Source organism: Humisphaera borealis (assembly GCF_015169395.1).
Taxonomy (GTDB): domain Bacteria; phylum Planctomycetota; class Phycisphaerae; order Tepidisphaerales; family Tepidisphaeraceae; genus Humisphaera; species Humisphaera borealis.
Genome location: NZ_CP063458.1, coordinates 1,625,902 through 1,651,186, shown reverse-complemented (window position 1 = coordinate 1,651,186; position 25,285 = coordinate 1,625,902). Strand labels below are relative to the sequence as shown.

Below are 25,285 nucleotides of genomic sequence, written 5' to 3'. Positions count from 1 at the left end.
GTCTCATGCCCTGCGATGCCGGCAGAGAAACCCCATGGCGACAAGGCAGATTGACGACGCAAAAGCCGGCTCCGGCACTGATGCGGGCGAGAAAATGAACTGGTCCGCGGTTCGGGCAACGTTGCTGATACGCACCTCGTCGACCAGGCCCAGAACGCTTTCGGATCGGGTGTTGCGGTTTCCAACGTAGAACCCGGTGACCGCGAGTAGATCAGCTGTCATCGTCCCTGTGCTGATGAGGTTCGCGGACGTGGTGGCGTCATCAAGTTTGGTCCAGTACATCGCGATGTTGGTGGCGGCGGTTTCGTCGCCAGTATATGCGACCGCGACATGATAGAAGGCACTGGCGTCAAACGCGTTGGCACCGGCCGTGGGAATGGCCCCCGAGAACGTAAACGTCGGAGAAGTTGCCGTACTGACGAAGCTCATCGTGTTGCCGGCGTTGTCGATTCGAAACTGGACCTGGTTATTGCCCACGGTGACGATCTGTTGATAGGTGCCGGAGATTGCAGAAAGTTTCAGCACCGCCTCGATGGTAAAGGCATTGGTGATGCCGACTTGGCTTGTCGTTGCAAGGCCGCCGCTGAATATTCGATTCGTCGCCGTTGTCGAAAGAGCGCCCGCGTTGCCAAAAGCGGTACTGAACGAGGAGCTGCCAAAGTTCGCGCCGTTGACTGGGGAAAGGTTGATGCCCCCGGTGGTCACCGTGTCGGTCGTCGAGGTCGATCCGGCAACGTCGTCAAAATGGTAGAGATGCGTCGTGTTCCCGTCCGGCGAACCGTACGGAATCACGGCTGCGCTAATGGTAACCGCCCACGTTGCAGTCACGAGCACGCTGAGGGCCGACAGCTTCAGGAAAGCCACATTGTCTCCTTGTTGAGAGCGACACGTTGAGCCATCTAGTAACGTCGCGCCGGCGCGGAAGTGGAGGATGATTTTTCAAGGTGTGGAGCAATCGCTGTTTCGTCGAGGGGAGGACGCGCGTTGCCTGCGGTGAGTGCTGCTCTCTCAGGCAATGCGACGCGGCCTCCGAAGGTGCCCCCCAAGCCGTTTTGGGATTCGCCCTCCAGTTTCGTGTCCGGCGCGACGTTTAGACGTATGTGGAGGTATTCCGTCGCCCGGCACCCTGAAAGGATATCGGTGGCATCACCCGACAGACCCCTTACCGATGAAGCCTTCCTTCAGGCATTTCTCTCTCACCAGAGGGCGCTCTACGCCTATACGTTGACGTTGCTCCGCGCGCATGCGGACGCCGACGACGTGTTTCAGGAGATGGGCATGGCTCTGTGGCGCAAACGGCAGGAGTTCCGCGCCGGCTCGAACTTTTATGCCTGGGCCTCGCGGGTGGCGTACCTGGAAGTGTGTAACTTCCGCGCCAAGCTGGCACGGCAGCGCAAGAAGATCGCATTCGACGACACCCTGTTGGAGCGGGTCTCATCAAAAGCAGTGCAACTCGCGCCAGAACTTGAAGAACGGCGGCTGGCTTTGGATGAGTGTCTCAAGAAGCTTCCGCCGCGCGATCGAGTACTGCTGGAAAAGCGATTTGCCCCAGGCGTGACCATCCGTACCCTCGCGGAGCAAATTGGCCGGCCGCTGGAGGGTTTGTACAAGGCGGTGCGGCGGATACAAGACGCTCTACAGGACTGCGTTCACCGGACAGTTCGGAGCCAGCGGGAGCCGACATGACCCGACGAGACATAAGTTCCGACGACGAACTGCTGGAACTGATCGCGGCCCTTCAGCAGGATCTTCTGACCGACAACGATGCCGAACGTCTGAGTGCCAAACTGAAGGCCAGCGACCGGGCGGTGGATATCTATATTCGCCTTATGTACACGCATGCCGACCTGCGTTGGCGAATGGGAGGCGTTGAGCGCCTAGGGCTGAGGGATGAAGTTGCCGGCGAAGCCGTCGAGCGGGACGAAAGAGACGCGCGCGTTGAACCTTCGAAGGACGTATTTCAGCAGACGATTTTCGGCTTGCCGGCGTTATCCGGCGATGACAATCGAGATGAGGCTCCGTCGATCTCCCCGCCCATCTCATCGTTGCCTCGCGAGCGCGCGAACTGGTGGAACACAAGGCGGCGACTTCTCGCGGGTGTCGCCGCTCTAATCGTGGTGGGTACTGCGACAATAGCCATCCTGCTCGGCGCGCGCCCCGCGGTGGTCGCCACGCTCGAAAGCGCTACCAACGCAACATGGAACGCGGGAAGCGCCCGATTTTATCCTGGCGAACGGCTTCGCGAAGGGGCCGTGCTCGACTTGGCCAAAGGCTCGATCTCACTCAAGTTCCTGAACGGTGTTGAGGTGTCCTTGAAAGGTCCGTCGCGCATCGACGTCACGTCCGCCGAAGCGGTGGAGATGCGTAGCGGCTGGCTGAGGGCCCACGTCCCAGCGCAGGCGGTTGGGTTTACGGTGCGCACGGAGTTCGTTGAAATCGTCGACCTGGGTACCGAGTTCAGCGTGGTGGCCACGCCAGACACTGCCGTGGAAGTGAAGGTGTTGGACGGAACGGTAGAAGCCCGACCCACACCGCAGGCGGGCGGTGGAGCCGCGGTGTCGCTCGTAACTGGACAGATGGCGACGGTTGATGCCGCAGGTGTCGACGTCGAAGTCGCCGCGCCTGCGACAGCTCGGACGCCGCCCAGTCCCGGCATCAAGCCGGTGGCGGTAACAGGCGGACCGAGCCATCCGAATCAGACGTCCGAGCCGTCTAATCTATTGGGCGAAAGCCCCGAGTCGTTCTGGGCCGGGCATCCGGGCCATACCTCGTGGGAGCTCGTCTTTGATTTTGGTCAGAGAACCGTCGTGCCTTACATTCGGGTGGAATACTTTGCAACACGGTACATCCCGAAACAGGCGTCGATCTCAACGAGTGTCGACGGCACCAAGTGGGATGCGCTGGGGGAACTGGCAGCGACCGAAATGGCAACACTATCGCTTAATCGAGAGTTGCGTTTCGTCAAGATCGAGATGACGGGCAAGACGACCCGCCGGCACCCGGCCGTGCGATCGGTCACCTTCCCTTCAAAGCTCTAAACTGAGTGCGACGCACCTGGCAGCCACTGCCGCCCGGGCGGATGATCCACGTGGCTGCACCGCCCCCCCTCTCCGTATCGTAACCGCTAACCCCTGCATATCGCAGGGGTTAGTTTGTTTCCGGGGCCGCACCGTCCTGCAAACTGTCCAGTCCTGGCAAAAAGAAAGCCACTGATCTGGAGCCACCAAGGCGATTCTCGAGATGATTGGACAGCTCTTTCGCGTCGTCGATTCACGCTCCTGTTGACCTCAGGACAGCGACGTCTCCAAGTCTCGTTGCCAGCGGTCGGCTACCCGGGGCAATCTCAATCGCAGTTTTCGCACTCAGGCGGCTTGTTGGCCGGTCAGGGTCGGGCGGAAACTGAAAAGTTGCAACTGGTCGGGCATCACGGGCCTGCAAAAGTAGTAGCCCTGACCGAACTCGCATTCGAACGTCTGAAGCACGAGCGCCTGCTCGGCCGTCTCGATGCCCTCTGCCACGACTTGGATGTTCAGGTTTCTGGCAAGCTGGGCGACGGCGTGAACCATCGCCGCGAAATCGCGACCACGGTCAATGTTGGCCACAAACGACCGATCGATCTTCAGGATATCCAACGGGAACTGGTGCAGGCACGCGAGCGATGAATATCCGGTGCCGAAGTCGTCGATCGCCAGCTTCACGCCGATCTCCTTGATCGCGCCCAGCAACCTTGTCGCGGCTGCTGCATCCTTCATGATCGCGCTTTCTGTAACCTCCAGATGGAGGCACTCCGGCGCCATCCCTGCCTGGTTGAGCGTTCGTCTGATGATCTCTGGCAGATCTTCCAGGACTAGTTGTTTACGCGAGAGGTTGATGCTGACGCTTCGAGGGGCCGACGCCCCAAGGGTGTTCTGCCAGATGGCAAACTGAGAGCAGGCCTGATCGAGGACCCATTGTCCGATGGGAACGATCAGCCCGGTTTCCTCGGCGATTGGGATGAAGTCGCCGGGCGAGATGAGACCTCGAACCGGATGTTTCCAACGGATCAGCGCCTCGACGCTGTCGAGCTGGCCGGTCTCGAGAGAGACGATCGGCTGGTACATCAGGAACAGTTGGTCGGAATCAACGGCATCTCGGAGGTCATTTTCAAGATTGAGCCGGTTCTGGACACGCTGTCGCATGGTGACATCAAACACCATGTAGCGGCCCTTGCCAGCGAGCTTGGCCTCGTACATTGCAGTGTCGGCGTCTCGCAATACGTCGTCGGCGCTTTCGGCCGGCATGTCACTTGTGTAGATCCCGATGCTGGCGGTGGAGTGAACCTTGTGTTCTCCAAGTTGATAGGGCCGGGCAAAGACCTCCAGCAGGCGGTTGGCTACGTCGATCGCGTCCGATGGCTTGGAAAGCGAGTCCAGGATGACGACAAACTCATCACCCCCCAGTCGGCCGTTTGTGTTGCCGGGGGCTTGGCTGCTGAGTGAGTCGCCCGACCGCACAGTCGCCCTTAAGCGCTGGCCGATCTCCCGCAGAAGCTGGTCGCCGACCTCGTGGCCGAGGCTATCGTTGACTGCCTTGAACCGATCAAAATCAAGGAACAGGACGGCAAAATGGTAGTCCTTATGCCGCTTGGCGCGGAGGATGGCCTGCTGAAGGCGATCCGTGAGCAAGGCGCGGTTCGGGAGCCCCGTCAACCTGTCCAGCCGGGCGGCGGTTCGCAGCTCCTCCTCCAGGACCTTTCGAGCGGTGACGTTCTGGTGCGAGATCACCGCGTAGCGTTCGGCGCCGGTGGAGAAGCCCCTGACCGTGCAGACGAACCAGCGGCGCTCGGTCGGCGCGTGGCAGGGGTATTCGATCGGAGCCGGCTCGACGTCCCCCTTCAGCACCGCACGAATTGCTTCAGCGACGACGCTGGCTTCGTCGCACCGGGGTGCGGCGCGGTCGCAGACATCCAGGTAGTTGGCACCCTCCAGCACAGCGTCGCCCGGGCCATTGTTGGCGTGCGCGAAATCGCTCCATGCGCGGTTAAGCGAAACAATCCTTCCATCCGATCCGACCACGACGGTATGGGTGTCCAGAGAGTCGATCGTGCTGATCAGAAACTGTTCGGCACTCCGTGCTTTCGCCGCAAGCTCATCCAGTTCGGTGACATCCCAGTTGGTTCCGGTCATGCGGATCGGTTTGCCGTTCTGGTCGCGCTGCACGATCGCCATCGCGCGGATGGTACGGACGCTGCCGTTCGGCCAGACCACGCGAAACTCGGTGTCGAAGTCTTGTTCGCCGCGCAGGGCGAGCTCAATTTCCGCATCCCCCCAGTGTTGTTCGTCAGGATGCACCCCGGCTCTCCACGCCTCGTAAGCCCCGCCAAACTGTTCGCGCGTGATGCCGTAGAGACGGTACATCTGATCGTCCCAGACGAGTCGGTTGTTGACGACATCCCAGTCCCACACGCCCACGCCGCCGGCGCGGGTCGCCAGTTTGAGTCGCTCGTTGGCCTCTTCGGCCGCAGCATTTGCCTGGGCGAGTTCTGCAGTTATCGCCTCAGCCCTCGCGGCTGCGCGGGATCGGCTCATTCCAATGGACCATGCGATCGCGACGAACGAAAGGATCAGCAAAGCTCCCCCGATGCCGACGACGACAGGCATCTTTTGACTTAGCGTCGCGTTTGGGTTCAGACCATTTGTGGAGCCGGTCGATTCCGTGTGGGGCTGGTCAGCGGATGGAACTCGTTGGCCTGCCGATTGCCGGACGTACGAGTCACGAATGAGTTCCGCCGCGGCTCGTTCGCTCGCGATGACGGCGAACACAACCATTGCAGTCAATGTGAGCCCCAGGAACAGCGCGCCGATGACCGTGAACTTCACCGGCCGGGGAGTGATGGCAATTCCCATGGCATGTGAGACCTCGGCTCCCTTTAAGGCCCCTCTGAATCGCCAGAGGATGATCGGACCTGCGATGATTGAAACCAACAAGGCACGAAGAATCGCCGCGAATGCATCACTTGTGTGGGGGGCGATCGCCGGAACAAGGAACATGACGCCCGACTCGCCCAGAGTAATCACTGCAATGAGCTCGAACAGGAGTCGGGCGAGATTCAGCCGCTTTGGCAGTCGCTTTGGCATGACGGATTATGGCCTTTTGCGCTTTTATGCTCTTGGCGCGACGGAAGATTGCATGACCCACCAGGAGCCTACCTGTGCTGCATTGAGCATAATTCAGCCGCGATCCTTATGGATATCATCGGACAAGGGAGAGGGGCCTAAAATGGGGGTTCCCCGAATTGCCATAAGATGATGCACTGCTCACCGAATCGCTTTATCAAAGAAAGAGCCGAGCTGGAGCTCGGCGTTCCCGTGGCGCGTCTCGGGCGGACATGGGAGGTAAGTGATTTGCTTGCGGCGGGTCATTCGCCGGCGGCGGGTGACGCCCATTGGCCGAAGACGTAGTCCCGCGACGAGGCACCGCTGTGGCAGTCGCGGCAGGAGTCGATGCGGCCGACTTCGGTCTTGGCGTTTTCCTCGGCGTAGAAGTATTCCCAGTCGCCGTACTTCGGGTCGTAGCCGGGCGCGCGTTTGATCATGCCGCCCACGCCGGCGGGGAGCGTGATCTGTTTGTCACTGGCGTCGGTGTACCACAGGGGGGATTTCTCTTTCACGATGACCGAGCCCACCGGATAGGCGTTCTTCGACCTCGGGAAGGCGTCGGCGGCGAGGGCATTCATGTAGATTCGGATGGTTGAATGGGCGTGCGGACCGGCGGTCTTCCGAGCGGAACGCAGGTCGGCCTCGTTCGCGCCACGGCAGAGCCGGGCCAACTCTAGATTGACGTAAACGGGTTCGGGCGTGAGAAGCCGGAGCTTGGGGTACGTCGTGAGCAGTTCCGACGCCGTCACAGCCGAAGGGGCCGTCGCGGCGACCGAGGAACCTGCCGTCTTGGCGGCCGACGGCGACTGAGGTTTGGAGGCGCAGCCGAGAAGGAGGGATGAGGCGATCGCGGCGCAGATGATTCGCTTGGTCATGGTTCCCTGGCGTAGGCGGTCTACCGACTTGCGACGATTGCTCGACGGCTGTTCAACTGCCCTGACGCGCCGGTGCGGGAAAAGTCGCAGGTGCGTCAGTTCAGGCGTGAGACCAGCACCTTCACGTGCTGCGAAATGTCCTTGCCCTTGTGGGCGAACAACGCCGAAAGCTGGGGATCCTTGAAGCCGAGATCGCGCAATCGCTGCAGGGCGGCTTCGACATCGGCCAGGCGGGCGTTGCGGCGGATGATCGCCTCGTTGCGACCGTCGGCCGAGCGAACGGCCAGCGCCAGTGCCGTGCTTTTGGGGTAGGTGTCGCGGTCGATTGCGCAGAGCATCGCCCAGACGGCGGTGTAGCGGGTGCCGGCGACTTCGGTCGAGCCGATTTCACGCATGGTTCGCCTTGAACGAGCTTCGGGAAAGGAATGCCAGGACGGCTTTCGTGCGATGCCAATGCAGGCTGAAGCCTGCACCACCAATGACGCTGTGAATGCAGTTGAGAGTTCTCCGGGGCAGATGGAGATGGTACCATTGCCACGGGTGACCGCCATGAACAGCTGTTGGAAATGTCGGGCGAGTTTGCGCGTGGCCGAGGCGGCTTTCTGCCCGGTCTGCGGGGCGGGGCAGCGGGGCGTCCAGGGTGGGCCGCCGCCGATTGTGGGATCCGCCGCGCCGCCGGCCGAGTGGACCGCGCGCATCGAGCGAACGTCGGCGCAGGGCGGCTGGGGTCGGGCGATTCTCTGGACGATCCTGTTTCCGCTGGCACCCTTCACGCACCCGATTCTGTTGATGGCGGCGAACAACCGGCTTCGCCGGCACGTGTCGGTTCATCTGCAGTCGCCGGCGCTGCAAACGCCTCGGGCGCAGCAGTCGCCGGAGGGGCGCGCGGTCCTGGATCGCCTGGCGACGAGTGCGGGACGCGTTTCGACGGCCGGGATTCTGCCGATGCTGCTGAGCCTGGCGCTGGCCGTCACGTGCGGCTACGCGCTATTCATCGTGCCGACGCAGGCCCCGAAACCCATCCGATATGAGCGCGCCGTGGAACAGGTTCTCGAAGTCCGCCAGGCGACCGGATACGTCTATGTATCGTCGCCGGACGCGTATGAATCGTTCTGGATCAACTATCCGACCTGGGCGTACGACGAGATGACGTATTCGACGTCGAGCTATCGCGAGGACGGGCGGGAAGGTTTGATCGTCGGCCTTCCACAATATCAGCGTTCGAGTGACCGCATGTCGTCGTACGAGCATCCGCCTTACGAGTTTGTCGCGACCGACGGGTCGGACGACTCCCGGGCACCGAGGTACCATCGCGTCAGTTCGATCTATCTGCATTGGGACGGCACCGAGACTGCGGGAATCGTGTTCTGGATCAGCGCGATCGGGCTTTACATCGTCAATGCGGTATTCGGGATGGTCTTCTGGTTCCGGTTTATGCGGCATCGCCAGGCGGAGGTGCTGGCGGCGGCGTTTGCGCGGGGCGACCCGGCGTTTCACGATCGGTTGATGCCGATCGTGTCGAACCGGAACACACTGTTAAGCTGGGTAGCCCTGCCGCTGGCAGTCACGGGTTTACACCTGTTTGCGTTTCCCCTGCTGTCCACGGCGATCCTCGCCCGTCACGCGGACTGGGAGGGGCGCAGCGGCATCGCCGGTGCGTTTGGGGTAAACCTTCCAGACGGGAAGTTGGCAGACCGTTCCGGGGTCTAACCGACGGACCGATAGGAGACCGAATGTTCTTGCTTGATGCCGCCCCTTGTGCTTAACATGCGGCCAACGCCCGCCAAGTGGTGTCGGCTGGCGCGGTCCCCGAGGCACAGGTGCATCATCTTGCAGGTCCTTTTGACGGATGGACTTCCGGAAAGGGCCGGCGGTCGGGCGACGTTGTTAAGAAGACGAAGCAGGCGGTGTTTGTCGCGGGCGGAGGGCTAAAACCTCGGACCGACGCAGGTGCGGCGGTCTTCCCATCCGGCTCGTAAGCCACTTTGGCTTCGTTGATTGGTTCGGTCCGCTTTGGTGCTTCGATCGCTCGAAGTAGCATTTAGCGCTCAAGTAGTGTTTCGCGTACGTTTTGTGTTTGTGACGGGAACGACAGTCGGGCCCAGCTCCCGAATTGTTCCCGAGTCCGATCGACGCCGCACCGGTTGTGCCTGGTGTGGTCGACGGCGAGAGGCCAAGGAGTCAGCAGTGGGAACCATCCATCACCCGGGTCCGGCTTGCGAAAACAGTGGCCTGCGGCGTTCGAGCCGCCTCGGGTCTGCAGCCCGTCGCGTTGCCGCGCAGCTTGCCGGCGTCTTTCAAGCTCCGGCGGGTGATCGTGCCCCGACTGCCCGGGCCGGCGCTTCGATCGCCGTCTGCGAAAGGCTTGAAGTCCGGCAGTTCCTGTCGGCGACGGTCGGTCCTGTCGTTGTCGGCGGCGAGCTGACCTTCTATGGCACCAAGAAGGCCGACAAGATTGAAGTCTCGCGCAACGCCGACGGCCTCAAGTTCACCCTCAACGGCACGAACTACCAGGTCAACGACGCCGTCACCAAGGTTACCATTCTGGGCCTCGGCGGAGCAGACGCGATCAGCGTCTTCGATACCGCCCAGTACGAAGTCGGTGATGTCACGATCGACGGCGGCGGCGGAGCCGACAAGATCAGCGGCGGCAACGGCGACGACCACCTGTACGGCGGTGGCGGCAACGACCTGGTGCAGGGTGGCAACGGCGCCGACTACGTCGACGGTGCCGCCGGCAACGACCGACTGACCGGTGGACGTGGCGTCGATCGCCTGGTCGGCGGCAGTGGCAAGAACGTCTACAACGCCGGCAACGACGTCGGTGATACCGACGACGCCGGCACCACCAAGCGCAACCTGCAGTCTACCGTCGCGGCCCGTCCCACGACGACCGAAGGCGCCGTTCCCCTCCAGGTGTTCGGCAGCGTCACCGGCCTGACCCCGACCCAGGTCCGCACGCAGTACGCGTTCGGCGACCTGGCCGACCAGACCTACACCAACCGCGGCGCCGGCCAGGCGGTCGCGGTTGTTATCCCGTACAACATCCAGTCCAGCTCGATCAACACGTCGGTCAACACCTTCTCGACGCAGTTCGGGCTCCCACAGGTCGATACCAATACGCTGGCGATCATCAATGCCGGTGCGACCACGCCACAGACCGATCCCGATCCGCAGCGCGGCTGGGAAGCCGAAGCTGCGTTGCAGCTCGAATGGATCCACGCGATCGCGCCGCTCGCCCAGCTCTACCTCGTGCTGGCCGATTCTGACCTGTTCACCGACCTGTTTGCGGCGGTGGACAAGGCCGTCGATACGCTGGTGTCGCGGCACGGCGGCGGTGTGGCGGTCATGAGCTTCGGTTCGCAGACCGGCGAATTGAACCCGTCCCTCCAGGCTTACCTCGACGCCTCCTTCACCCGCAAAGCCGCCAAGACGGTGACGTTCGTCGCCGGTTCCGGCGACGCCAGCGTGCTGAGCTATCCGTCGGTCAGCCCGTACGTGGTGAGCGTCGGCGGTACGTCGCTTCAGCGCGATACGCTCGGCGGCCTGACGGGCAACGAAACGGGCTGGACGCTGGGCGGCGGCGGTATCGTCGGCGTGGCGAGCTATCCGCGCCCCGCCTTCCAGAACGGCACCACCGTCAGCGGTACGCAGGTCGCCCGCCGGGCCACCCCTGACCTGGCGTTCAATGCCGACCCCAACTCGGGCTTGTCGGTCTATATCGCCAGTGGCTTCGGCGACGTGGACGGTGATCTGACCAACGACAGCGGCTGGCTGCCCGGCGGTGCCGGTGGTACCTCGGCGGCCTCCCCGATAGCCGCCGGCCTGATCGTGCTGGCCAACGAGCAGCGCGCCGGCCGTCAGCGCGGGTTCATCGGTCAGAGCTTCAACGATGTCATCTACGACCTGAACCGCGTCTACCCCGGCGGGTACTTCACCGATATCGTCGGTGGCACCAGCGGCACCAAGACTGCCGTCGCCGGTTACGACCTGGTCACCGGTAACGGCTCGCCCAAGGCACAGTTGCTGATCGATCGCCTGGCGTCGGCCGGCTTGACGGCAATCTCGTCGCGGAACCTGCAGTGGTTCGGCGAGTTTAAGGAAGCGATCACCAAGGTCGGTTCGCTGTCCAGCGGGGCCGGCGGGTTTATCAACGGCACAGGTGCCGTCGCCGGAAACAACCAGTTGGCGATGGTCCTGACGCCGCCCAATACATCGACCACGCCGTATCCGCCCGACATCACGTCGATCGGCGGCAACACAAGTGGGCATCAGATTGATCCGCTCGATACCTTCATCCAGATCAGCAACATCCTTCCGGTGACGCTGGTTCGACTGGAAGACAACACGGTGACGGGAACCGGCCGAGTGGACATCACGATTCTGCTCCGGCCGACAGACATCCCCGCCCCGACCGATCCGACCAGCCCGCCGCCGCCGCCGGGCCCCGCGCCCAACCCCACGCCGGGCTTCTTTGATGCGGGCTTGGATGACAGTCAGCCGCCACTGGCCAATGGCGAGATTCGCACCTGGCGGATTGACCTGAACTTTACCGGCAAGGTGGCCCGCGACAGCAAGGGCAAGGAGCACGTTTCCGGTACGTTCATCAACCGCTTCAGCCTGTACAACCCCGGTGGCGAGCCGGTCGAAGGGCTCGAGCCAGTCTTCCGCGGAACGTTCAAGGCGTAAGCCGGGCGTTCGACAGGATGGAAATAACAACGCGGCACGGGCATGACATCATGCCCGTGCCGCGTTTCGTTAACCGGCGTGTTTCGTTGCCCAGCGTCACTCAAGCGCCGCGATACTCTTCCACTACTCCTTCACCGCGCCGCTCGCCAAGCCGCCGACGAACTCCTTTTGCAGCCACGCAAAGAGCGCCACGACCGGCAACAGTCCCAGAAGTGTTGCGGCCATCAGCACGCCGAACTGCGACTCGTACTCGGGGAGCCCGATCAGGTTCGCCAGACCGACCGCCAGGGTGTATCGCGATTCGTTCAAAAGCACGGTCGCCGGCCAGAGGTAGCTGTTCCACGACGCAACGAACGCCAGCAGGGTGTACGCGCCGGTCATCGGCCTGAGAATTGGCAAAGCGACCTCCCACCAGACGCGGAACTCGGAGCATCCGTCAATGCGCGCCGCGGCGATCAACTCATCCGGAATTGCATCCGATGCCTGCATGAACAGAAACGTTCCGAATGCGCTGACCGACCCCGGCACCACGACGGCCGCGAAGGTGTCGATCCAGCCCAGGCGGATCATCAGGTCGTACGCCGACGGAAGCAGCACCTGGAAGGGCAGGAACAACGTGGCGAGCATCAGCGCCATGACCAGTCGTCGGCCGGCGAATCGATACTTCGCCAGCGCAAAGCCGCCGAGTGAACTGGTTACGACCACCAGCACGGTTTGTGCGGCCGAGACGAACAGGCTGTTGACGAGCCAGTTGCCGAAAGGGTGGCGTTCGAGCAGGACGGTGAAGTTCGCGGTCGTGACGCCGGTGGTGTCCGGCCGCGTCAGTGCCGCCCAGAGCATCCACGCTAGCGGCACCAGCATCACGGCGGCGGCGATGAGCAGGATCGCGTGGAGCAGAAACGAGATTCTTCGGTTTCTGGCGATCACTTGAGCCCCCTGCGCATCCGGCGGATTTGCGGCAGTGTTGCGAGGGTGATCATCAGCACCAGCACCCACCCGACAGCCGCCGCCATCCCCAGATCGCTCCGGGCGAACCCCGACAGCGCCAGGTACTGCATGACGGTCAGCCCGCGAAGCCTGGGGCCCAGACCTTCGAAAAAGAGGTACGGCAGCTCAAATAGCTGCAATCCGCCCACAGTGCCAACGAGCACAAGATACGCCAGCACCGGACGAATGCCCGGCAGTGTGACGTGGCGGAATCGCTGCCAGGCCGACGCGCCGTCGACTTCGGCGGCTTGGTAAAGCTCGCGGCTGACCGATTGCAGTGCCGCCAGCAGGTACATCATTCCCCACCCGACCGTGAGCCAGAGGACGGCGAGCACGATCGCGGCGGTGGCGAGCCAGGGATCGGACTTCCAGTTCAATTCGGCCGTCGGCCAGACCAGTGCGATGGCGCGGTTGATCAGTCCCTGACGTGGGGCGACAAGCAGTGTCAGCAACATCGCAGCCAGCACGTTGCCGGCCAGGAAGGGCAGCAGCATCGCCAGTCGCAGCGCGGTTCGAACCCGCACATGAACGCAGTTGAGTGCGACCGCCAGCGCAAGCGACATGGGAACCTGGAACAGCAGAAACAGCAGCGTGTAGCTCACGGTATTGGCGACCGCGACCCAGAAAAGCTTGTCCTGCAGCAGATACTGGTAGTGAGCCGTGCCGACGAAGTGGCTTTCGCGCGGGCCGCTGTAGCTGCGAACGCTCATCACGACGCTCTGCAGCAGTGGCGTCAGGAAGAAGATCGCAAACACCAGCAGGAACGGAAGCAGGAACAGATACGGTGCGAGCGGCCTACGCCACGACCGGCGGAGACTCGCCCGCGCCGCCGCCGACTGCCGGGAGATTGATTCCGTATCGGCGTTCATTCGGCCGTTACCGCCAGTCGTCCGTGGCGAATCTGCCGCTCCACGTCGGTCTGTCTCGCGGCGAGCCACTCGAGCACGGTGGCCCGGAAGGCAGGATCAGCGGCCGACGCGCCCTTGCCCACGGCGGCGACCGTTTGCGACAGAACATAACCCAGCGCCGCCGTCGCAAACGCCGTATCGGCTGTGAGCACCTGCGACGGAATCTGCGGTCCCAGGTCGGCGTAGAACCGAAGGGGCGGCGGCCCGCGGAAGTAAGGATCGGGTTTTTCCAGCAGCGACATCGCCTCGCGGGCCAGCGTAGTGGCGGGCAGGATGCCCACCGCGCGAATTTGTGCCGCTGCCGCCGCGTCGGAAAGGTAAAGCGCCTCGATGACGCGCCACGATTTTTCGGGATCGCGGCAGCGGCGGGGGATGGCAATCATCGTTCCGCCCCAGGTGGTGGTTGGCGCGTCGGCCGGCGAGAACTTCGGCAGCCGGATCATCCGCCACTTGCCGGAAAGTCCGGGGGCGGCCGAACGAAGATCCGCCAGTCGCCAGTCGGGCGTGACCAGGGCACAGATCACCCCTGCTTCAAGATCCTTCGACCAGACGTTGCGTCCGCTGGCGACCGAGTCGGTGGAGATGCGCCCCGGTCCGGCGACCATACTGCAATAGAACAGCAGGGCATCGACGACGATGGGATCGGTCAGCCTCGCGCGGCCGTCGGAGTCAATCAGGTTCACGCCTCGCTGCAGAAGCAGCGCCGCCAGCAGATCGGCATTGGCCGAAAACAGGTCCAGCGCCCACCGATCGCGCACGCCGCGGTCCCGCCAATAGGCCTGAAACTTCATGCAACGCTGCTGGAAGTCGGCCCAGGAGACGTGGTCCAATCCCGGCGACGGCGTTTCAAGATCGACGCCGGCTTCGGCGAACAGGTCGGCGCGGTAGCTGAGCGTCACCGGGTGGACGTCCCGGGGAATTCCGAAAACCTGTCCGTCCTTTGTGTAGGGGAGCAGTCGCCTTTCCTGGAGTCGAACGCCGATCCCACCAGGGTTGGCGCGTTCCAGGAACCGGTTGAGCGGCAGTAGTCCGATCTGCCCCGCCGGCGGGCCGAGATATCGGCCGATCGCGTCCTGTCGGATTTCGACGACGTCGGGAAGGTCGTCGCCGCTGCGGTCGGCCATCAACAGTGAGACCAGCCTTACGTTCAGGGCGTTGTTGGGAATGAGTCGGACGGCGAGCGTGCCGCCGAGCTGCTGTTCGAGGCCTGGTGCGAGCGATTGATAGACGTCGGCATGGGCCTGGGCGAAGGTCCAGACCTGTGCCGCGGGCGCGGTCGTTGCCGGGCGCAGCCAGATCGCGACACCGCCGCAGAGCGTAAGGGCGATCATCGCGAAGACGGGCCGGCCCAGGTGAAATCCCATGAGGCCGGAGATTGTGCGGTGGGCGGGCGGCGAATAGAAGGGCACGCCATCCGCGGCCTGCCGAACCAAGAGCCGTCCGGACGATAGTCTTGCGGAAGGACGTCACCTTGATGGCGTATGTTCCGTGTGGCGGCGAGGATCGGAAACGTCTTAACGACCACCGAACCGTGCGCTAAATCTGAAGATCATCCTTAGCGCGTCCCGATACGAGTGCTAACATGCGAGGCCGTCAGTCAGTTCACCTGAGAATGCCCTAACGATGCTACCGATTGTCCTTCATCACGGTTTCGGCGGAATGCCCGGATTTAAGTTCGGGCCGCTGCAGATCGACTATTTCCGCGGGATCGACCGCGTGCTTGCCAAGCGTGGTCGGCAGATCATCGTTCCCCGGGTTCATCCGACTGCCGGCATTCCCCGGCGGGCCGAGCAGCTCAAGCAGCAGATCATCAGCCAGATGGACCAGCTCGGTCGTCCGGACGATCCGGTGGTTATCATCGGCCACTCGATGGGCGGCCTCGACGCCCGCTACATGATTCGCAAGCTCGACATGGAGAGCCGCGTTGCGGCTCTGCTGACGATTACCTGTCCGCACCGTGGCTCGCCGTTCGCCGACTGGTGCGTGCGAAACTTTGACCGCCGGTTGCCGCTGATTCGCTGGATCGAGCGCATGGGCTGGGACATGCAGGCCGCCCGCGATCTGACGACCGAGAGCTGCCGCCGGTTCAATGACGAGATCATTGATAGCGACAAGGTGAAGTATTATTCGGTCTCGGCCGCCCGCCCCTGGCATCTCGTGCCTGCGTTTGCGTACGGTTCCTACCGCATCATCAAGTCTGCCGAAGGCCACAATGATGGCCTGGTTTCGGTCAAATCCAGCGGCTGGGGAGAGAGCCTCGGAACCTGGGCCGCCGATCACTGGCACACCATCAATCACAAGATGATCGTCGAGATGCGCAATCCCACCGGCGACATCCGGCCGTACTACGAACGGGCGATGGCCCGTGTCGATGCGGCGATGAACTGAGCGTCTCCGGTTCGGCAGCGGGGGCAACCTGCACCTTCATTGCGACGGCTAATCGGGGATAGCATGGGGGCAAACCCAGATCATCGGGGTTCGGTTTCGGCTACAATCAGCCTGAAACGAGCCCAATGACGCAGATCCCGTTAACCAATCTTCCGACGGCGGCGCAGCGCCTCGCCGAACGCCTGCATGCGGTCGGGCAGAAGCTCCGCGTCTATCAACTGCTGCGCGGATTGCTGTGGCTGGCGATCCTTGCCGTCGTTGCGACGACTTTGGCGGTCGGCACCGCTCATTTCGTCGGCCCCGGTCCGGTCGCACTTGTCACACTCGTCGCGTGGATCATCGCCCTCGCCGCAGCGGCCTGGTGGTGCATGGTCCGGCCGATTCTTCGGCGTCCGGCACCGACGGATGTGGCCCGCCTCGTCGAGTCTCGCATCGACGGCTTGCACAGTGGCCTCACTAACGCGCTGCAGCTCAAGAACCGGCAGGACCTTTCCAGCAATCCCTGGCTCCCTGAGATTTTCGAGGAGATTCTTCGCACCGCGCAGACGCGCCCGCTGACCGCCGCGGTGCGACTGACCGAACTGCGACCGCTGCTCGTGCGGACGCTGCTGCTGATTCTTGCATCCACGATCGCCGCGACCGCTTTTGGCGGTGCTGCGAGCCACGGCTGGCGGCAACTGCTACGACCGATGGCGTTTGTCCCGGCCGTCGGATCGGCGCGCATCGTTTCGGTTCAGCCGGGCGATGCGACGATGACGTTCGGCGGGTCCATGGAGTTTGTTATCGTCGGCGCGGTTCCGGGCAGCAATGAGCTTGCGAAAGGCCTCAATCAGCCGGTTTTGAAGGTGTTCTTCGAAGCCGCCCCTGGCGAACCTTCGTCAGACGCTCTTCTCCCGAGAAACGTCGAGGTTCTTCCGGCTTCAGCCACAGCGGTTGCCGGCGATCCGGCGGATCGGCAGTGGCGTTACGTGCTGCGTCTCGATCGGCTCGAGCGATCTTTCCGCTATCGTGTCGAGCTTGCCGGCACTCAGAGCCGCTGGTTTGACGTCAATGTCATCCGCGACGTGCGACTGCAGAGCCTCGCACTCACCATCTCCCCTCCCGCCTACCTTCGCCAGCCGCCGGCAACGATCCGCATGTCGCCGGCACAGATCGGAACGACGCCCATCTCGGCTCCTGAAGGAAGCACGATGGCGGTGTCGGCGGAAATGGATTCTCCGGTCGAAGGCGCGATCCTCCTGACAGGCAATCCGACGGCCTCGGGCTCCACGGCATCGTACGCTGTAACCGATCCGCCGCCGGCGATGACGCGTTCGGAATCCGGCCGGCAATTGTCGGCGTCTTTCACGCTCGTTCGCGATACGCCGGTCACCGTTCTGTTGACCAGTGCCTCAGGTCAGGCGTTCGCAAAGGTGCCACCGCAGCCGCTTTTGATCAGCGCCGTCAGGGATACACCGCCGTCGGTCGACATGAGATGGCCCAGACAGGACGCCGTCGTCCCTTTGGATGCCGCACTGCGGATTGATTCGACAGTCGGCGACGATCACGGGTTGTCGGCGGCGCGGATCATGGTTTCGGTCGAGCCACCGACGACGGCCGGGCAGCCTTCCCGCGACGCCGATGCCGCAAATGCACCGCTCGTTCCCGCCGCCGTCTACACGTTCGCCGATCGCCAGAAGCTCGGGGCGCTCTCGAAGGTTTTGGCACTTCCCGCCGCGGCGCGCACGCACGGATCGGTCGTTCGGGTACAGGTGGAAGCCGTCGATGATCGGGACCTCGGGCCTGCGGCGGTTGCCGCGTTATCGCGGACGCATGGCGCCGGCGAACTGACGTCAGTTACCGGGCGTCAGACGACGCGGTCGGCGGTGTATCGAATCACGTTCCAAGACCCTGCACGTGCCGCAACAACCAGCGTCGCCGGTCAGGCGGATGCGCTGCGAGCGCGGCTGACGGAGTTTCTGGCCGCACAGAAGGCGCTGCAAACGCGCACACTCGCCGCGGCACCGGCGCAGACCAGCGGCGCGGCTGCGTTCACGTCCATCGCCCGGGAGCAGGCAACGCTGCGCGACCTGATGCGGCAAACCGCAGAGACGTTCGAGTTTCCTCCGCATCAGAGAGTGGTTCAGAAGTCGCTGCAGATGTTGGTCATCGGGCCTGCTGCCGAAGCGGCTGACATCGCGGCGATGGTGCTGCGCGAGCCGATCGCCGCCGAACGGCTCAAGCTTTCAACCGAACTGCAATCCCGGCAGCGCCGGATCATCGACGTGCTGGAGAGCCTTCTCTTGGGTCTCGGCCAATCGCCGGCGTCCGCAACCCGGCCGTCGTCGCCGCGCGGCGATGATCTTGCCGGCCGGGCCGAAGAACTGCGAGCCCTGGACGAAGCGCTCAAGTCTTACGTTCGACAGCAGCAGAAGCTGCTCGACCAGGCCACATCGCTGGCCAAGAAGCCAGTGGATCGCTTTACCGATGCCGACCAGAAACTGCTGGCCGAAATCGCAGCGGCACAGGAGAAGCTCGATGCCTTCATGCAAGAGAAGGTCAGAAACGTGTCAAAGCTCGCCGAGCAGGACATGGCCAACGCATCGCAATTGCGCGAGATGATGGAGGTGCACGCCGAGGTCACGATGGCCAGGGACGCGCTCAAGCAGAAGGCGATCGAGATCGCTGTCGCCGCGGAGGATAATGGGATCGACCTGGCAAAGGAGATTACGTCGAACATTGAGAAGTGGCTGTCGAACAGGCCCGATCGAATCAAGTGGACGCAGGAGGATCCACCGTTCAAGAGCGACGTCCCGCTGGCGGAGCTTCCCAAGGAGTTGGAGGACCTGATCGGCGAGTTGCTCGAGCGCGAGGAAGACCTGTTTGACGAGATCGAAGACCAGAACGCTAACTGGCACAGTTCAACGAACATCACCGGCTGGGACGCCGTGGACGGGCCGATCAGTAACATGACGGCCAAGGGAGTGACCGGGAATCAGTTGCCGAACAACAACGAGATGACCGGTCGAAGTGGCGAAGGCAGAACCGGTCGAAGCCACGGGGAGTTCGTTGAGGAGACCGCAACCGGCAAAGGCGGCCGCCGAACACCGACACGTCTGGATCCGACGCCATTCCAGAAGGGCCAGGTCAAGGATGTGGGCAAGGACCCGACGGGCGGCGCGACCGGCGGCGGAAAGATTTCCGGCCAGGGCGCGGCGGGGCTCGAAGGACCGGTTCCGCCGCAGTCTGGTTTGCAGGCGCAGCGGTTGGCGGACCTCCAGGCGCAGATACGAAATGCCGCCGAGCGACTGAATCTTCAATTCCAGCTCGGGAGGTATGACAACTTCAGATTGCTCGAATCGATCGCACTGATGCGACGGGTGGAGGCCGACCTGAGCGCCAATCGCTATGAAACCGCCCTGCGACGACGTGATGTCCTGCTGGACCGCCTGGAGACCAGTCGCCTGATCACCGGCGCACAGGTGCATGTCCGGCAGGACACGACACCGACAGGTCAGCACAAGGAGCGAAAAGAGATCGGGGACGCGATGAAGGGTGAGATGCCCGCCGCGTGGAAGGAAGCGATTCGAGCCTACTACGAGCGACTTGCCAGGGAACAGTGATGCTTTCGGGGGCGGCAAACCAAAGCACGACGCAGTACTGATTTGTTCGGATTGTGTTAATGGTCTCCAACCGCGCCGTGACCGTGATTATGCCGTCGGAAGGGCGTTCGCAAAGCCCCCAGATCCACCGCCGGAACGCGGTCGCAAACGATCGCAGGTCCATGTCCGGGAAAAACTTGACACCCGAACATGCAGGGTTAGGATACCAACCGCGCCGAGTGATTAAACGGAGTAATGCAGGCGTGGATGCTGAAACCGGCGGAGGGATCAGCACTTGAGGCGAATGGCTGGGTGTTTTGCGACGTGCTTCGGGTTGCCTTGTCAGGTGGCCTTGGCAAGTCGCGATTACTGTTGCGAGTCGGGCAGCGGGACTTGGGTGTCCGTCGGCCGGCCACAGTAAAAGACACCATCCGGTCCTTGGGTGCGTTCAATCCTTCCATCGAATGACGGCAAGCCGTTCTGACGATCGAGCCATCGCGCCGAACGTGCCGATTTGCTGTGCCGGTTTCCCGAGCAGTTGCGGTATAACGGTGGGAGCACCAGAGCAGTAGCGGCCGAAGCCTTTTGTGTCGGCAGGGCCGTTTCGCGGGTCATCCGGGTGATTCGAACGACGTTCGGAGTTTTGATCGTGCCGGCGCGGCTGTTAGCCCGCTGCCGACGAAGCCCCGGCGAATGTCAATCGGACTTCTCGTCCGGCCCTGAATGAACGCCGCGCTGTTGTACTTTCTTACGTCGCTCCGGATCGATTTCAACTTTTGATTTACATCTTCCGACCGGACTGAACGCGTCGTCGCCGGTCGAATAGCCTCGTCCAAGGAGCCCCCTTGAGCGTCCTGACTAAGATTTTTGTTGTTCTTCTGGTTGTCGTCTCCCTGCTGATGGCCTCGGGGATGGTCGTTTTCGTCAACCGGGTGGAAAACTTCACTGAGGCGACGAAAAAAGCGCAGGCAAGCGAGACGCGGGCACTTGCCCGGGCGCAGGCCGCGGAACAGGAAGCTGTCGCCTCCCGCGGTGACCGCGATGCCCGCATCCTGGAAGCCGACGCACGTTCGATGGCCTACCGCGCGGCGCTCGACGCCAAGATCAGCGAAGTCGCCGGCGTTCAGGCACAGCTCGTGACCGAGCAGACCGCCCGCGCCAAGGCCGAGACCGAAGCCCAGGCCGCCGTGCTGGCCGCCCAGGGTGCTCTCAAGACGGTGGATGCCCAGCAGAAGGTCATCAACGACACCGCCGCCAAGCTGACCTCGGTCGAGAAGCTCTACACCGAAACCCAGACCCGCGTCGCCCAGCTCACCCAAGAAGGCGACGGCCTGAAGGCCACCGTCCGCCGGCTGCGTGAAGATGTCGTCGCCCGCGACGAACAGATCGAAGAACTCCGCAAGCTCGCCGGTCGCAGCGTCGCCGCCACCGACACCACCACCGCCGGCGGTCGCGAGACGACCCTGAACCTCCGCGGCGTCGTCAAGGCCAAGCGGAACATCAACGGCATCGAGTACGCCACGATCTCGCTGGGTGCTGCCGACAACGTGACCAAGGGTATGAAGTTCAAGGTCATCAACCGCAGCAACTTCCTGGGCTACCTGGTGATCGACTCGGTCGAACCCAACGAAGCGGTCGGCCACCTCGAAGGTCCGAACCTGACACTCGTCGGCCCGGGCAGCGAAGTCCGCACGCAGTGGTAATCGTTTAGCGTTGCAGCGATCAGCAAACCTGGAAAGCTCGGGAGTCAACCTATGTCACGATACGGCACCAGCGGCGGCGAACGAATTGAAGTCAAGCCGTCCAGCAACGTCTACACGGTCCTAGCCGCGGTCGGTTTTGTCGTCGTGGTGCTGGCCCTGCTGGCCATGATCACCAAGGCGAAGGAACTGATGCCGCCGGGCATCATGGAATAGTGGCCACGGAACAATAGCGGTTCGAAAGCGAACCAAGGCCGGACGGCCCCGACTAGCGGAGCCGTCCGGCCTTTTTCATTTCAGGCCTGTGCGGCATCTTTCAAAGTCTTCCGGAGACGCCATTTTCGGCGTTCGAATTCCCGGCGAATTGAATAGACTCCTCGCGTGCCGCTCCTCCTTCGCCGATTTCAATTCGTCGATCACGGTTCGCTGGTGGACCGCGAGTTGGAACTGGTTCAGCCTCAGAAGCGGTGGATCGACGATCTGCTGGCGTCCTGTCGCGATTCGATGACCGTTACGCATATGCCGCGTGAAGCGCGACTCTCGCGGGATGAGATTCAGCAATTCCTCGCCGAATCGCCGCTCGGCCGATACAGCGGGGACGACGCCTTGGGGCGTGTTCCGGCGTACCACTTCTGGATGATGCTGCGGCATGGTGCCGCCGGCCCGACGTCACCGCCGCCGCTTCGCATCGCCGGCGGGTTGTCGGTGCGGATCGGGCATTCGCCGGCGGTGGAGCTCTATTACGGACATCTGGGGTATCACGTATTTCCCGCGGCCCGCGGACGGCAGTACGCACTACGGGCTTGCGGCCTGGTGATGCCGCTGTTGAAGGCGCACGGCTTGCGGACCATCTGGGTAACCTGCGACCCGCAGAACATGGCCAGTCGCCGGACGATCGAACGCCTCGGGGGCCAATACGTCGAAACGGTCGAAGTGCCGATGGGTGACCCGCTGTACCTGCGCGGCGAGACGCACAAGCAGCGATATCGGATTGAGGTGTAAGTGGGGAGGCACGAAGGCACGTCGGCATTGAGGTACGAAGGCCGGCAACTGCGGAGCAGCCGATCGTGATTGGCGCCCTGGGACCGTCGAGCGCCTGCTCGGCATGTCGAAGAGCCGAACAGGCGCTCGGCGGTCCCAGGTTGCGAATGGGCGTAAATCGAGGACGCCTAAATGGACCGTCGCAAGCTTCGAATCGAAATCATTTCGCCTAAGTGCCTACGAGCCCAGGTGCCTACGTGCCTTCCTCTGTACTCACGGCTTTTTCCCGTCCCGCGCTTTCGTGAACCGTTCCAGGTTCTCACGATGGTGGCTCAGGTGAGGTTCCATGTCGCGGCAGCGCTGGTTGATCGCGATCGCTTCGTCGAACTCGCCCCTGGCGAAATAGACTTCTGACAGCGTATCCAGGATGGCGGTGCTCTGGGGTTCCAGCTCGACACCCTTGCGGGCGCACGCCAGCGCGTAGTCGAGGTCGCGCTTCACCGATCCGCAGAGCCACGCGACCAGGTTGTTCGCCGGGGCACTCTCGGGGTACTGCTTCTGGATGTCGCGGAAGTACGTGAAGGCCCGCTGGTAGACGATGTCGGCCTCGGCTTTGTGGCCGGCCTTGTCGAGTTCGCGGACGATCGCGATCTGCGCGTCGGCCTCGGCGGGCATGATCCGAAAGCACGCCTCGGCGTCGGCGAGCGCACCTGGCAAATCACCCTTGGCGATCTTGCCGATCGCCTTGGTCCGGCGAATGAGCACCGGAATGGTCAGGTTTGCCGACGGATCAACGAACATCGTTCGCGTGGTCAGGTTGGCGAGGAACGCCCGGTCCCACATCGCGGCGGCGGCCAGTGCGTCGGTGGTCGAGATGTCGTCGGCCATCCGGCGAACACTGTCGCAGACTTCCCAACTGGACGGATCGCCGAGCCGCGCCGTCAGCTGGCGTTCGCGGTCGCCTTCGGCCTTCATGCCGTGCTGGGTAAAGACGTCTGCAAGCGAATGCCGCACTGATTCATTTCCCAGCGGCATCAGGTGTGCCGTCTCGATCAGAGCCGCCGCTTCCTGCGACCGGCCGAGCCGGGTCAGGGCCCAGGCCTGCAGCGCCACGGGGTTCGGCGACGACGGGTCGGCGTCGTGTGCCTTGGCGAACGCGTCCAGGGCGTCGTTCCACTTCTCGGCCTTGGCGCAGAGTTCGCCCAGGTTCAGAAGGTGCTCCACCGCCGCCGAACGCGTGGTGATCCACCGTGCGATCTCGATCGCCTCGTCAATTTTCCCCGATTCGGCAAGCGTATCGGCGACCAGCCGCAGGCGGACGTGACGTTCGCCGCCAGGCAGCGTCGCCGCCAACTCGCGCGTCTTGTCCAGCAGTTTGGCCATTTCGTCGGCCGGAACTTCCTTGCGGTCAATCCGCCGAACCAGCGCCAGGCCTTCGTTCGGCGTATAGGCGGCGCGATGATCGCGAAGCACACGCCACCAGGATTGCGCCCGCGCGCTGTCGGCAAAGCCGACCCGGTCGAACATCCGCGACACGTCGTCCTGCGGCCGGGCGACGACCAGGCCTTGAGCGACCCAACTGTCGGTCATGCCCCGGTCGATCCCTGCGCCGGGCGCGAATGTCGCCAGGTCCACCCAGCCCGAGAAATCCACCGGCCCGTGCTCGCCCCGGGCGACCGCCAGCATCGTGGCATCCGCTCCTTTCGAATCGCCGCGAAAATGCTGCATCTGCGCGTAGCGACAAAGGATCTTCGGCAGGTCGGTGCTGCCCTGTTCGCGGGCCCTGGTGACCACTTCATCGAGACGTTTGAACTCCAGCCGGGCGGCCAGGTAATCGGCGGCCGCGAGGTGGTTCTGCTTGGACACCAGAACGTCGATCGCCTGGTCGGCGCGCTCGTTGAGCATCAGCGCTTCGACGGCATTGAAATGGTCGCTCGCGTTCTGGTTCGCGTACTCGACGAGCTTTCCGGCCCAGCGGTCGCTCGCGACCGTGTCGCCGGCGAGCCTGAAGAAGGCCGTGATGAAGCTCAGCTCCTCGATGTTGTCGTCGGCAATGCCGCGCTTCTGCATCATTGCGGCCAGGTCGGCATATTTGCCGGCGTCGGCCATGAGCGCCCCGTGCAGGAACGTGTCGTTCGCCGCCAGCGCTGCCTCGGCCGCCGGGACATAGTCCCCCTTCGCCCGCAACAGGCTCGCCAGGCGAAGTTGCTGCATGGCGGCGGGGCGGTTGGGCTCCGCCGGCTTTCGCAGCACCGCGATCTGCTGCTCCAGCCCGCCGTGCAGCAGGAGGAACGCGGCATGGTCGCGGGCGGCGTAGTCCACGTGTGGCGCCAGGGCGGCGAGAAATCGCTCTGCGACCACGAAGTCGCGATCGTGGATCATCTGGGCGACCGCGGGCCGGGAGGTCATCCCCATCGCGTTCAAGACGACCTGCCTGACGACTGGGTCCTTCTCGTCTTCCGAGAGCTTCAGCAGCACCCGCGCCCCCGGGACACCCTGGCGGGCCAGTTCGCCGGCGACACTTTTGCGCTGTTCGGGCTCCCCCTGGCGATACATGTTCAGCAGGTCGATCACCGGCTGGGGCGTGTCCGGGCGGACGCCAAACGCGAAGCTCGCCAGTACGCTCTTCGCCCGCCGGGCGATTTCGGGATTGTCGGACGAGACCGCTGCCACCAGCGCCGGCCGCGCCGCTTCGCCGAACTCCCACAGCGTGCGGACGGCTTTTTCGCGAATCCTGAAGTCTTCGTCACCCAGGGCGTCGATCGCTTCGGCGATGGTGGCGGCACTCGGTGCGGAGGCCGGCACAAGGGTTGGCTGTGTTGCAATGCCGGGCCGGACCGTCGCGACTTCTTTCGCCAGGACTGCAAGCGGCATCGCGGCGGCAATCGCCGAGGCGTACCACCACGCCGAGGCGTGCAACCGTCCGGTTCGTCGGCAAGTCATTGGCATCATGCAGCACCTCGAGCGTGGGGTAACAGCACCTTAGCATTCTCATCGACGCCTGCCGCCGCGTGCAAGAAACATTCCCGGCTTCACGCG

General features: G+C 63.3%; 17 protein-coding genes. 9 read left to right on the top strand and 8 right to left on the bottom strand.

The features are described from left to right. Nucleotides 1–3: 3 nt before the first annotated feature. Nucleotides 4–864, bottom strand: coding sequence for a LamG domain-containing protein (locus IPV69_RS06160; RefSeq protein WP_206294045.1), 861 nt, complete (start codon nucleotides 862–864; stop codon nucleotides 4–6). Nucleotides 865–1,140: 276 nt separating this feature from the next. On the opposite strand from IPV69_RS06160, the gene IPV69_RS06155 reads away from it, so the two are divergent. Beyond that, nucleotides 1,141–1,686 (top strand): sigma-70 family RNA polymerase sigma factor, encoded by a 546-nt coding sequence (locus IPV69_RS06155; RefSeq protein WP_206294044.1) that lies wholly within the window; start codon nucleotides 1,141–1,143, stop codon nucleotides 1,684–1,686. Then, nucleotides 1,683–3,038 carry a FecR domain-containing protein gene (locus IPV69_RS06150; RefSeq protein WP_206294043.1) on the top strand — a complete coding sequence of 452 codons (1,356 nt, stop codon included), beginning with the start codon at nucleotides 1,683–1,685 and terminating at the stop codon, nucleotides 3,036–3,038. The genes IPV69_RS06155 and IPV69_RS06150 overlap by 4 nt, the downstream gene beginning before the upstream one ends. A gap of 324 nt (nucleotides 3,039–3,362) precedes the next feature. Here IPV69_RS06150 and IPV69_RS06145 read toward each other — a convergent pair whose 3' ends face one another. The 3 genes from IPV69_RS06145 to IPV69_RS06135 form a co-directional block, all read right to left on the bottom strand. After that, entirely contained in the window at nucleotides 3,363–5,885 is a 2,523-nt protein-coding gene (locus IPV69_RS06145; protein WP_206294042.1) for a putative bifunctional diguanylate cyclase/phosphodiesterase, read from the bottom strand. Nucleotides 5,886–6,397: 512 nt separating this feature from the next. Then, entirely contained in the window at nucleotides 6,398–7,012 is a 615-nt protein-coding gene (locus IPV69_RS06140) for a cytochrome P460 family protein (protein ID WP_206294041.1), read from the bottom strand. Between the two features lie 95 nt (nucleotides 7,013–7,107). Next, nucleotides 7,108–7,407 (bottom strand): hypothetical protein, encoded by a 300-nt coding sequence (locus IPV69_RS06135; RefSeq protein ID WP_206294040.1) that lies wholly within the window; start codon nucleotides 7,405–7,407, stop codon nucleotides 7,108–7,110. A 154-nt stretch (nucleotides 7,408–7,561) separates the two neighbouring features. On the opposite strand from IPV69_RS06135, the gene IPV69_RS06130 reads away from it, so the two are divergent. Both IPV69_RS06130 and IPV69_RS06125 read left to right on the top strand, forming a co-directional pair. Continuing rightward, the gene (locus IPV69_RS06130; RefSeq protein WP_206294039.1) at nucleotides 7,562–8,722 is read left to right on the top strand and encodes a hypothetical protein; all 1,161 of its coding nucleotides are present in this window, start codon (nucleotides 7,562–7,564) and stop codon (nucleotides 8,720–8,722) included. A gap of 477 nt (nucleotides 8,723–9,199) precedes the next feature. Further along, complete coding sequence (locus IPV69_RS06125; protein ID WP_206294038.1) at nucleotides 9,200–11,701, top strand: hypothetical protein; 2,502 nt, start codon at nucleotides 9,200–9,202, stop codon at nucleotides 11,699–11,701. A 123-nt stretch (nucleotides 11,702–11,824) separates the two neighbouring features. Here IPV69_RS06125 and IPV69_RS06120 read toward each other — a convergent pair whose 3' ends face one another. From IPV69_RS06120 to IPV69_RS06110, 3 genes are read right to left on the bottom strand one after another with little or no spacing between them, the layout of a single operon-like run. After that, entirely contained in the window at nucleotides 11,825–12,628 is an 804-nt protein-coding gene (locus IPV69_RS06120; RefSeq protein ID WP_206294037.1) for a carbohydrate ABC transporter permease, read from the bottom strand. Next, nucleotides 12,625–13,557, bottom strand: coding sequence for a carbohydrate ABC transporter permease (locus IPV69_RS06115; protein WP_206294036.1), 933 nt, complete (start codon nucleotides 13,555–13,557; stop codon nucleotides 12,625–12,627). The genes IPV69_RS06120 and IPV69_RS06115 overlap by 4 nt, the downstream gene beginning before the upstream one ends. Then, complete coding sequence (locus tag IPV69_RS06110; protein WP_206294035.1) at nucleotides 13,554–14,960, bottom strand: ABC transporter substrate-binding protein; 1,407 nt, start codon at nucleotides 14,958–14,960, stop codon at nucleotides 13,554–13,556. The genes IPV69_RS06115 and IPV69_RS06110 overlap by 4 nt, the downstream gene beginning before the upstream one ends. A gap of 259 nt (nucleotides 14,961–15,219) precedes the next feature. Here IPV69_RS06110 and IPV69_RS06105 point away from each other — a divergent pair, with 259 nt between their 5' ends. The 5 genes from IPV69_RS06105 (at nucleotide 15,220) to IPV69_RS06085 (ending at nucleotide 22,267) form a co-directional block, all read left to right on the top strand. Next, nucleotides 15,220–15,984 (top strand): esterase/lipase family protein, encoded by a 765-nt coding sequence (locus IPV69_RS06105; protein WP_206294034.1) that lies wholly within the window; start codon nucleotides 15,220–15,222, stop codon nucleotides 15,982–15,984. 125 nt (nucleotides 15,985–16,109) lie between these two features. Next, entirely contained in the window at nucleotides 16,110–19,586 is a 3,477-nt protein-coding gene (locus IPV69_RS06100) for a hypothetical protein (protein ID WP_206294033.1), read from the top strand. 824 nt (nucleotides 19,587–20,410) lie between these two features. Next, a complete protein-coding gene (locus IPV69_RS06095) occupies nucleotides 20,411–21,268 on the top strand; it encodes a hypothetical protein (protein ID WP_206294032.1) in 858 nt (285 codons plus the stop codon). Nucleotides 21,269–21,319: 51 nt separating this feature from the next. Then, complete coding sequence (locus IPV69_RS06090; protein ID WP_206294031.1) at nucleotides 21,320–21,481, top strand: hypothetical protein; 162 nt, start codon at nucleotides 21,320–21,322, stop codon at nucleotides 21,479–21,481. A gap of 165 nt (nucleotides 21,482–21,646) precedes the next feature. Then, nucleotides 21,647–22,267, top strand: coding sequence for a GNAT family N-acetyltransferase (locus IPV69_RS06085; protein WP_206294030.1), 621 nt, complete (start codon nucleotides 21,647–21,649; stop codon nucleotides 22,265–22,267). Between the two features lie 252 nt (nucleotides 22,268–22,519). On the opposite strand, the gene IPV69_RS06080 is transcribed toward IPV69_RS06085, so the two are convergent. Continuing rightward, on the bottom strand, nucleotides 22,520–25,198 hold the full coding sequence (locus IPV69_RS06080; RefSeq protein ID WP_206294029.1) for a hypothetical protein: 2,679 nt from the start codon (nucleotides 25,196–25,198) through the stop codon (nucleotides 22,520–22,522). Nucleotides 25,199–25,285: the final 87 nt, after the last annotated feature.

Coding starts and splice junctions, on each gene's coding strand:
- IPV69_RS06135 (WP_206294040.1), bottom strand. CDS start 7,407: ATGCGTGAAATCGGCTCGACCGAAGTCGCCGGCACCCGCTACACCGCC.
- IPV69_RS06105 (WP_206294034.1), top strand. CDS start 15,220: ATGCTACCGATTGTCCTTCATCACGGTTTCGGCGGAATGCCCGGATTT.
- IPV69_RS06110 (WP_206294035.1), bottom strand. CDS start 14,960: ATGGGATTTCACCTGGGCCGGCCCGTCTTCGCGATGATCGCCCTTACG.
- IPV69_RS06130 (WP_206294039.1), top strand. CDS start 7,562: ATGAACAGCTGTTGGAAATGTCGGGCGAGTTTGCGCGTGGCCGAGGCG.
- IPV69_RS06080 (WP_206294029.1), bottom strand. CDS start 25,198: ATGATGCCAATGACTTGCCGACGAACCGGACGGTTGCACGCCTCGGCG.
- IPV69_RS06090 (WP_206294031.1), top strand. CDS start 21,320: ATGTCACGATACGGCACCAGCGGCGGCGAACGAATTGAAGTCAAGCCG.
- IPV69_RS06150 (WP_206294043.1), top strand. CDS start 1,683: ATGACCCGACGAGACATAAGTTCCGACGACGAACTGCTGGAACTGATC.
- IPV69_RS06100 (WP_206294033.1), top strand. CDS start 16,110: ATGACGCAGATCCCGTTAACCAATCTTCCGACGGCGGCGCAGCGCCTC.
- IPV69_RS06145 (WP_206294042.1), bottom strand. CDS start 5,885: ATGGGAATTGCCATCACTCCCCGGCCGGTGAAGTTCACGGTCATCGGC.
- IPV69_RS06115 (WP_206294036.1), bottom strand. CDS start 13,557: ATGAACGCCGATACGGAATCAATCTCCCGGCAGTCGGCGGCGGCGCGG.
- IPV69_RS06140 (WP_206294041.1), bottom strand. CDS start 7,012: ATGACCAAGCGAATCATCTGCGCCGCGATCGCCTCATCCCTCCTTCTC.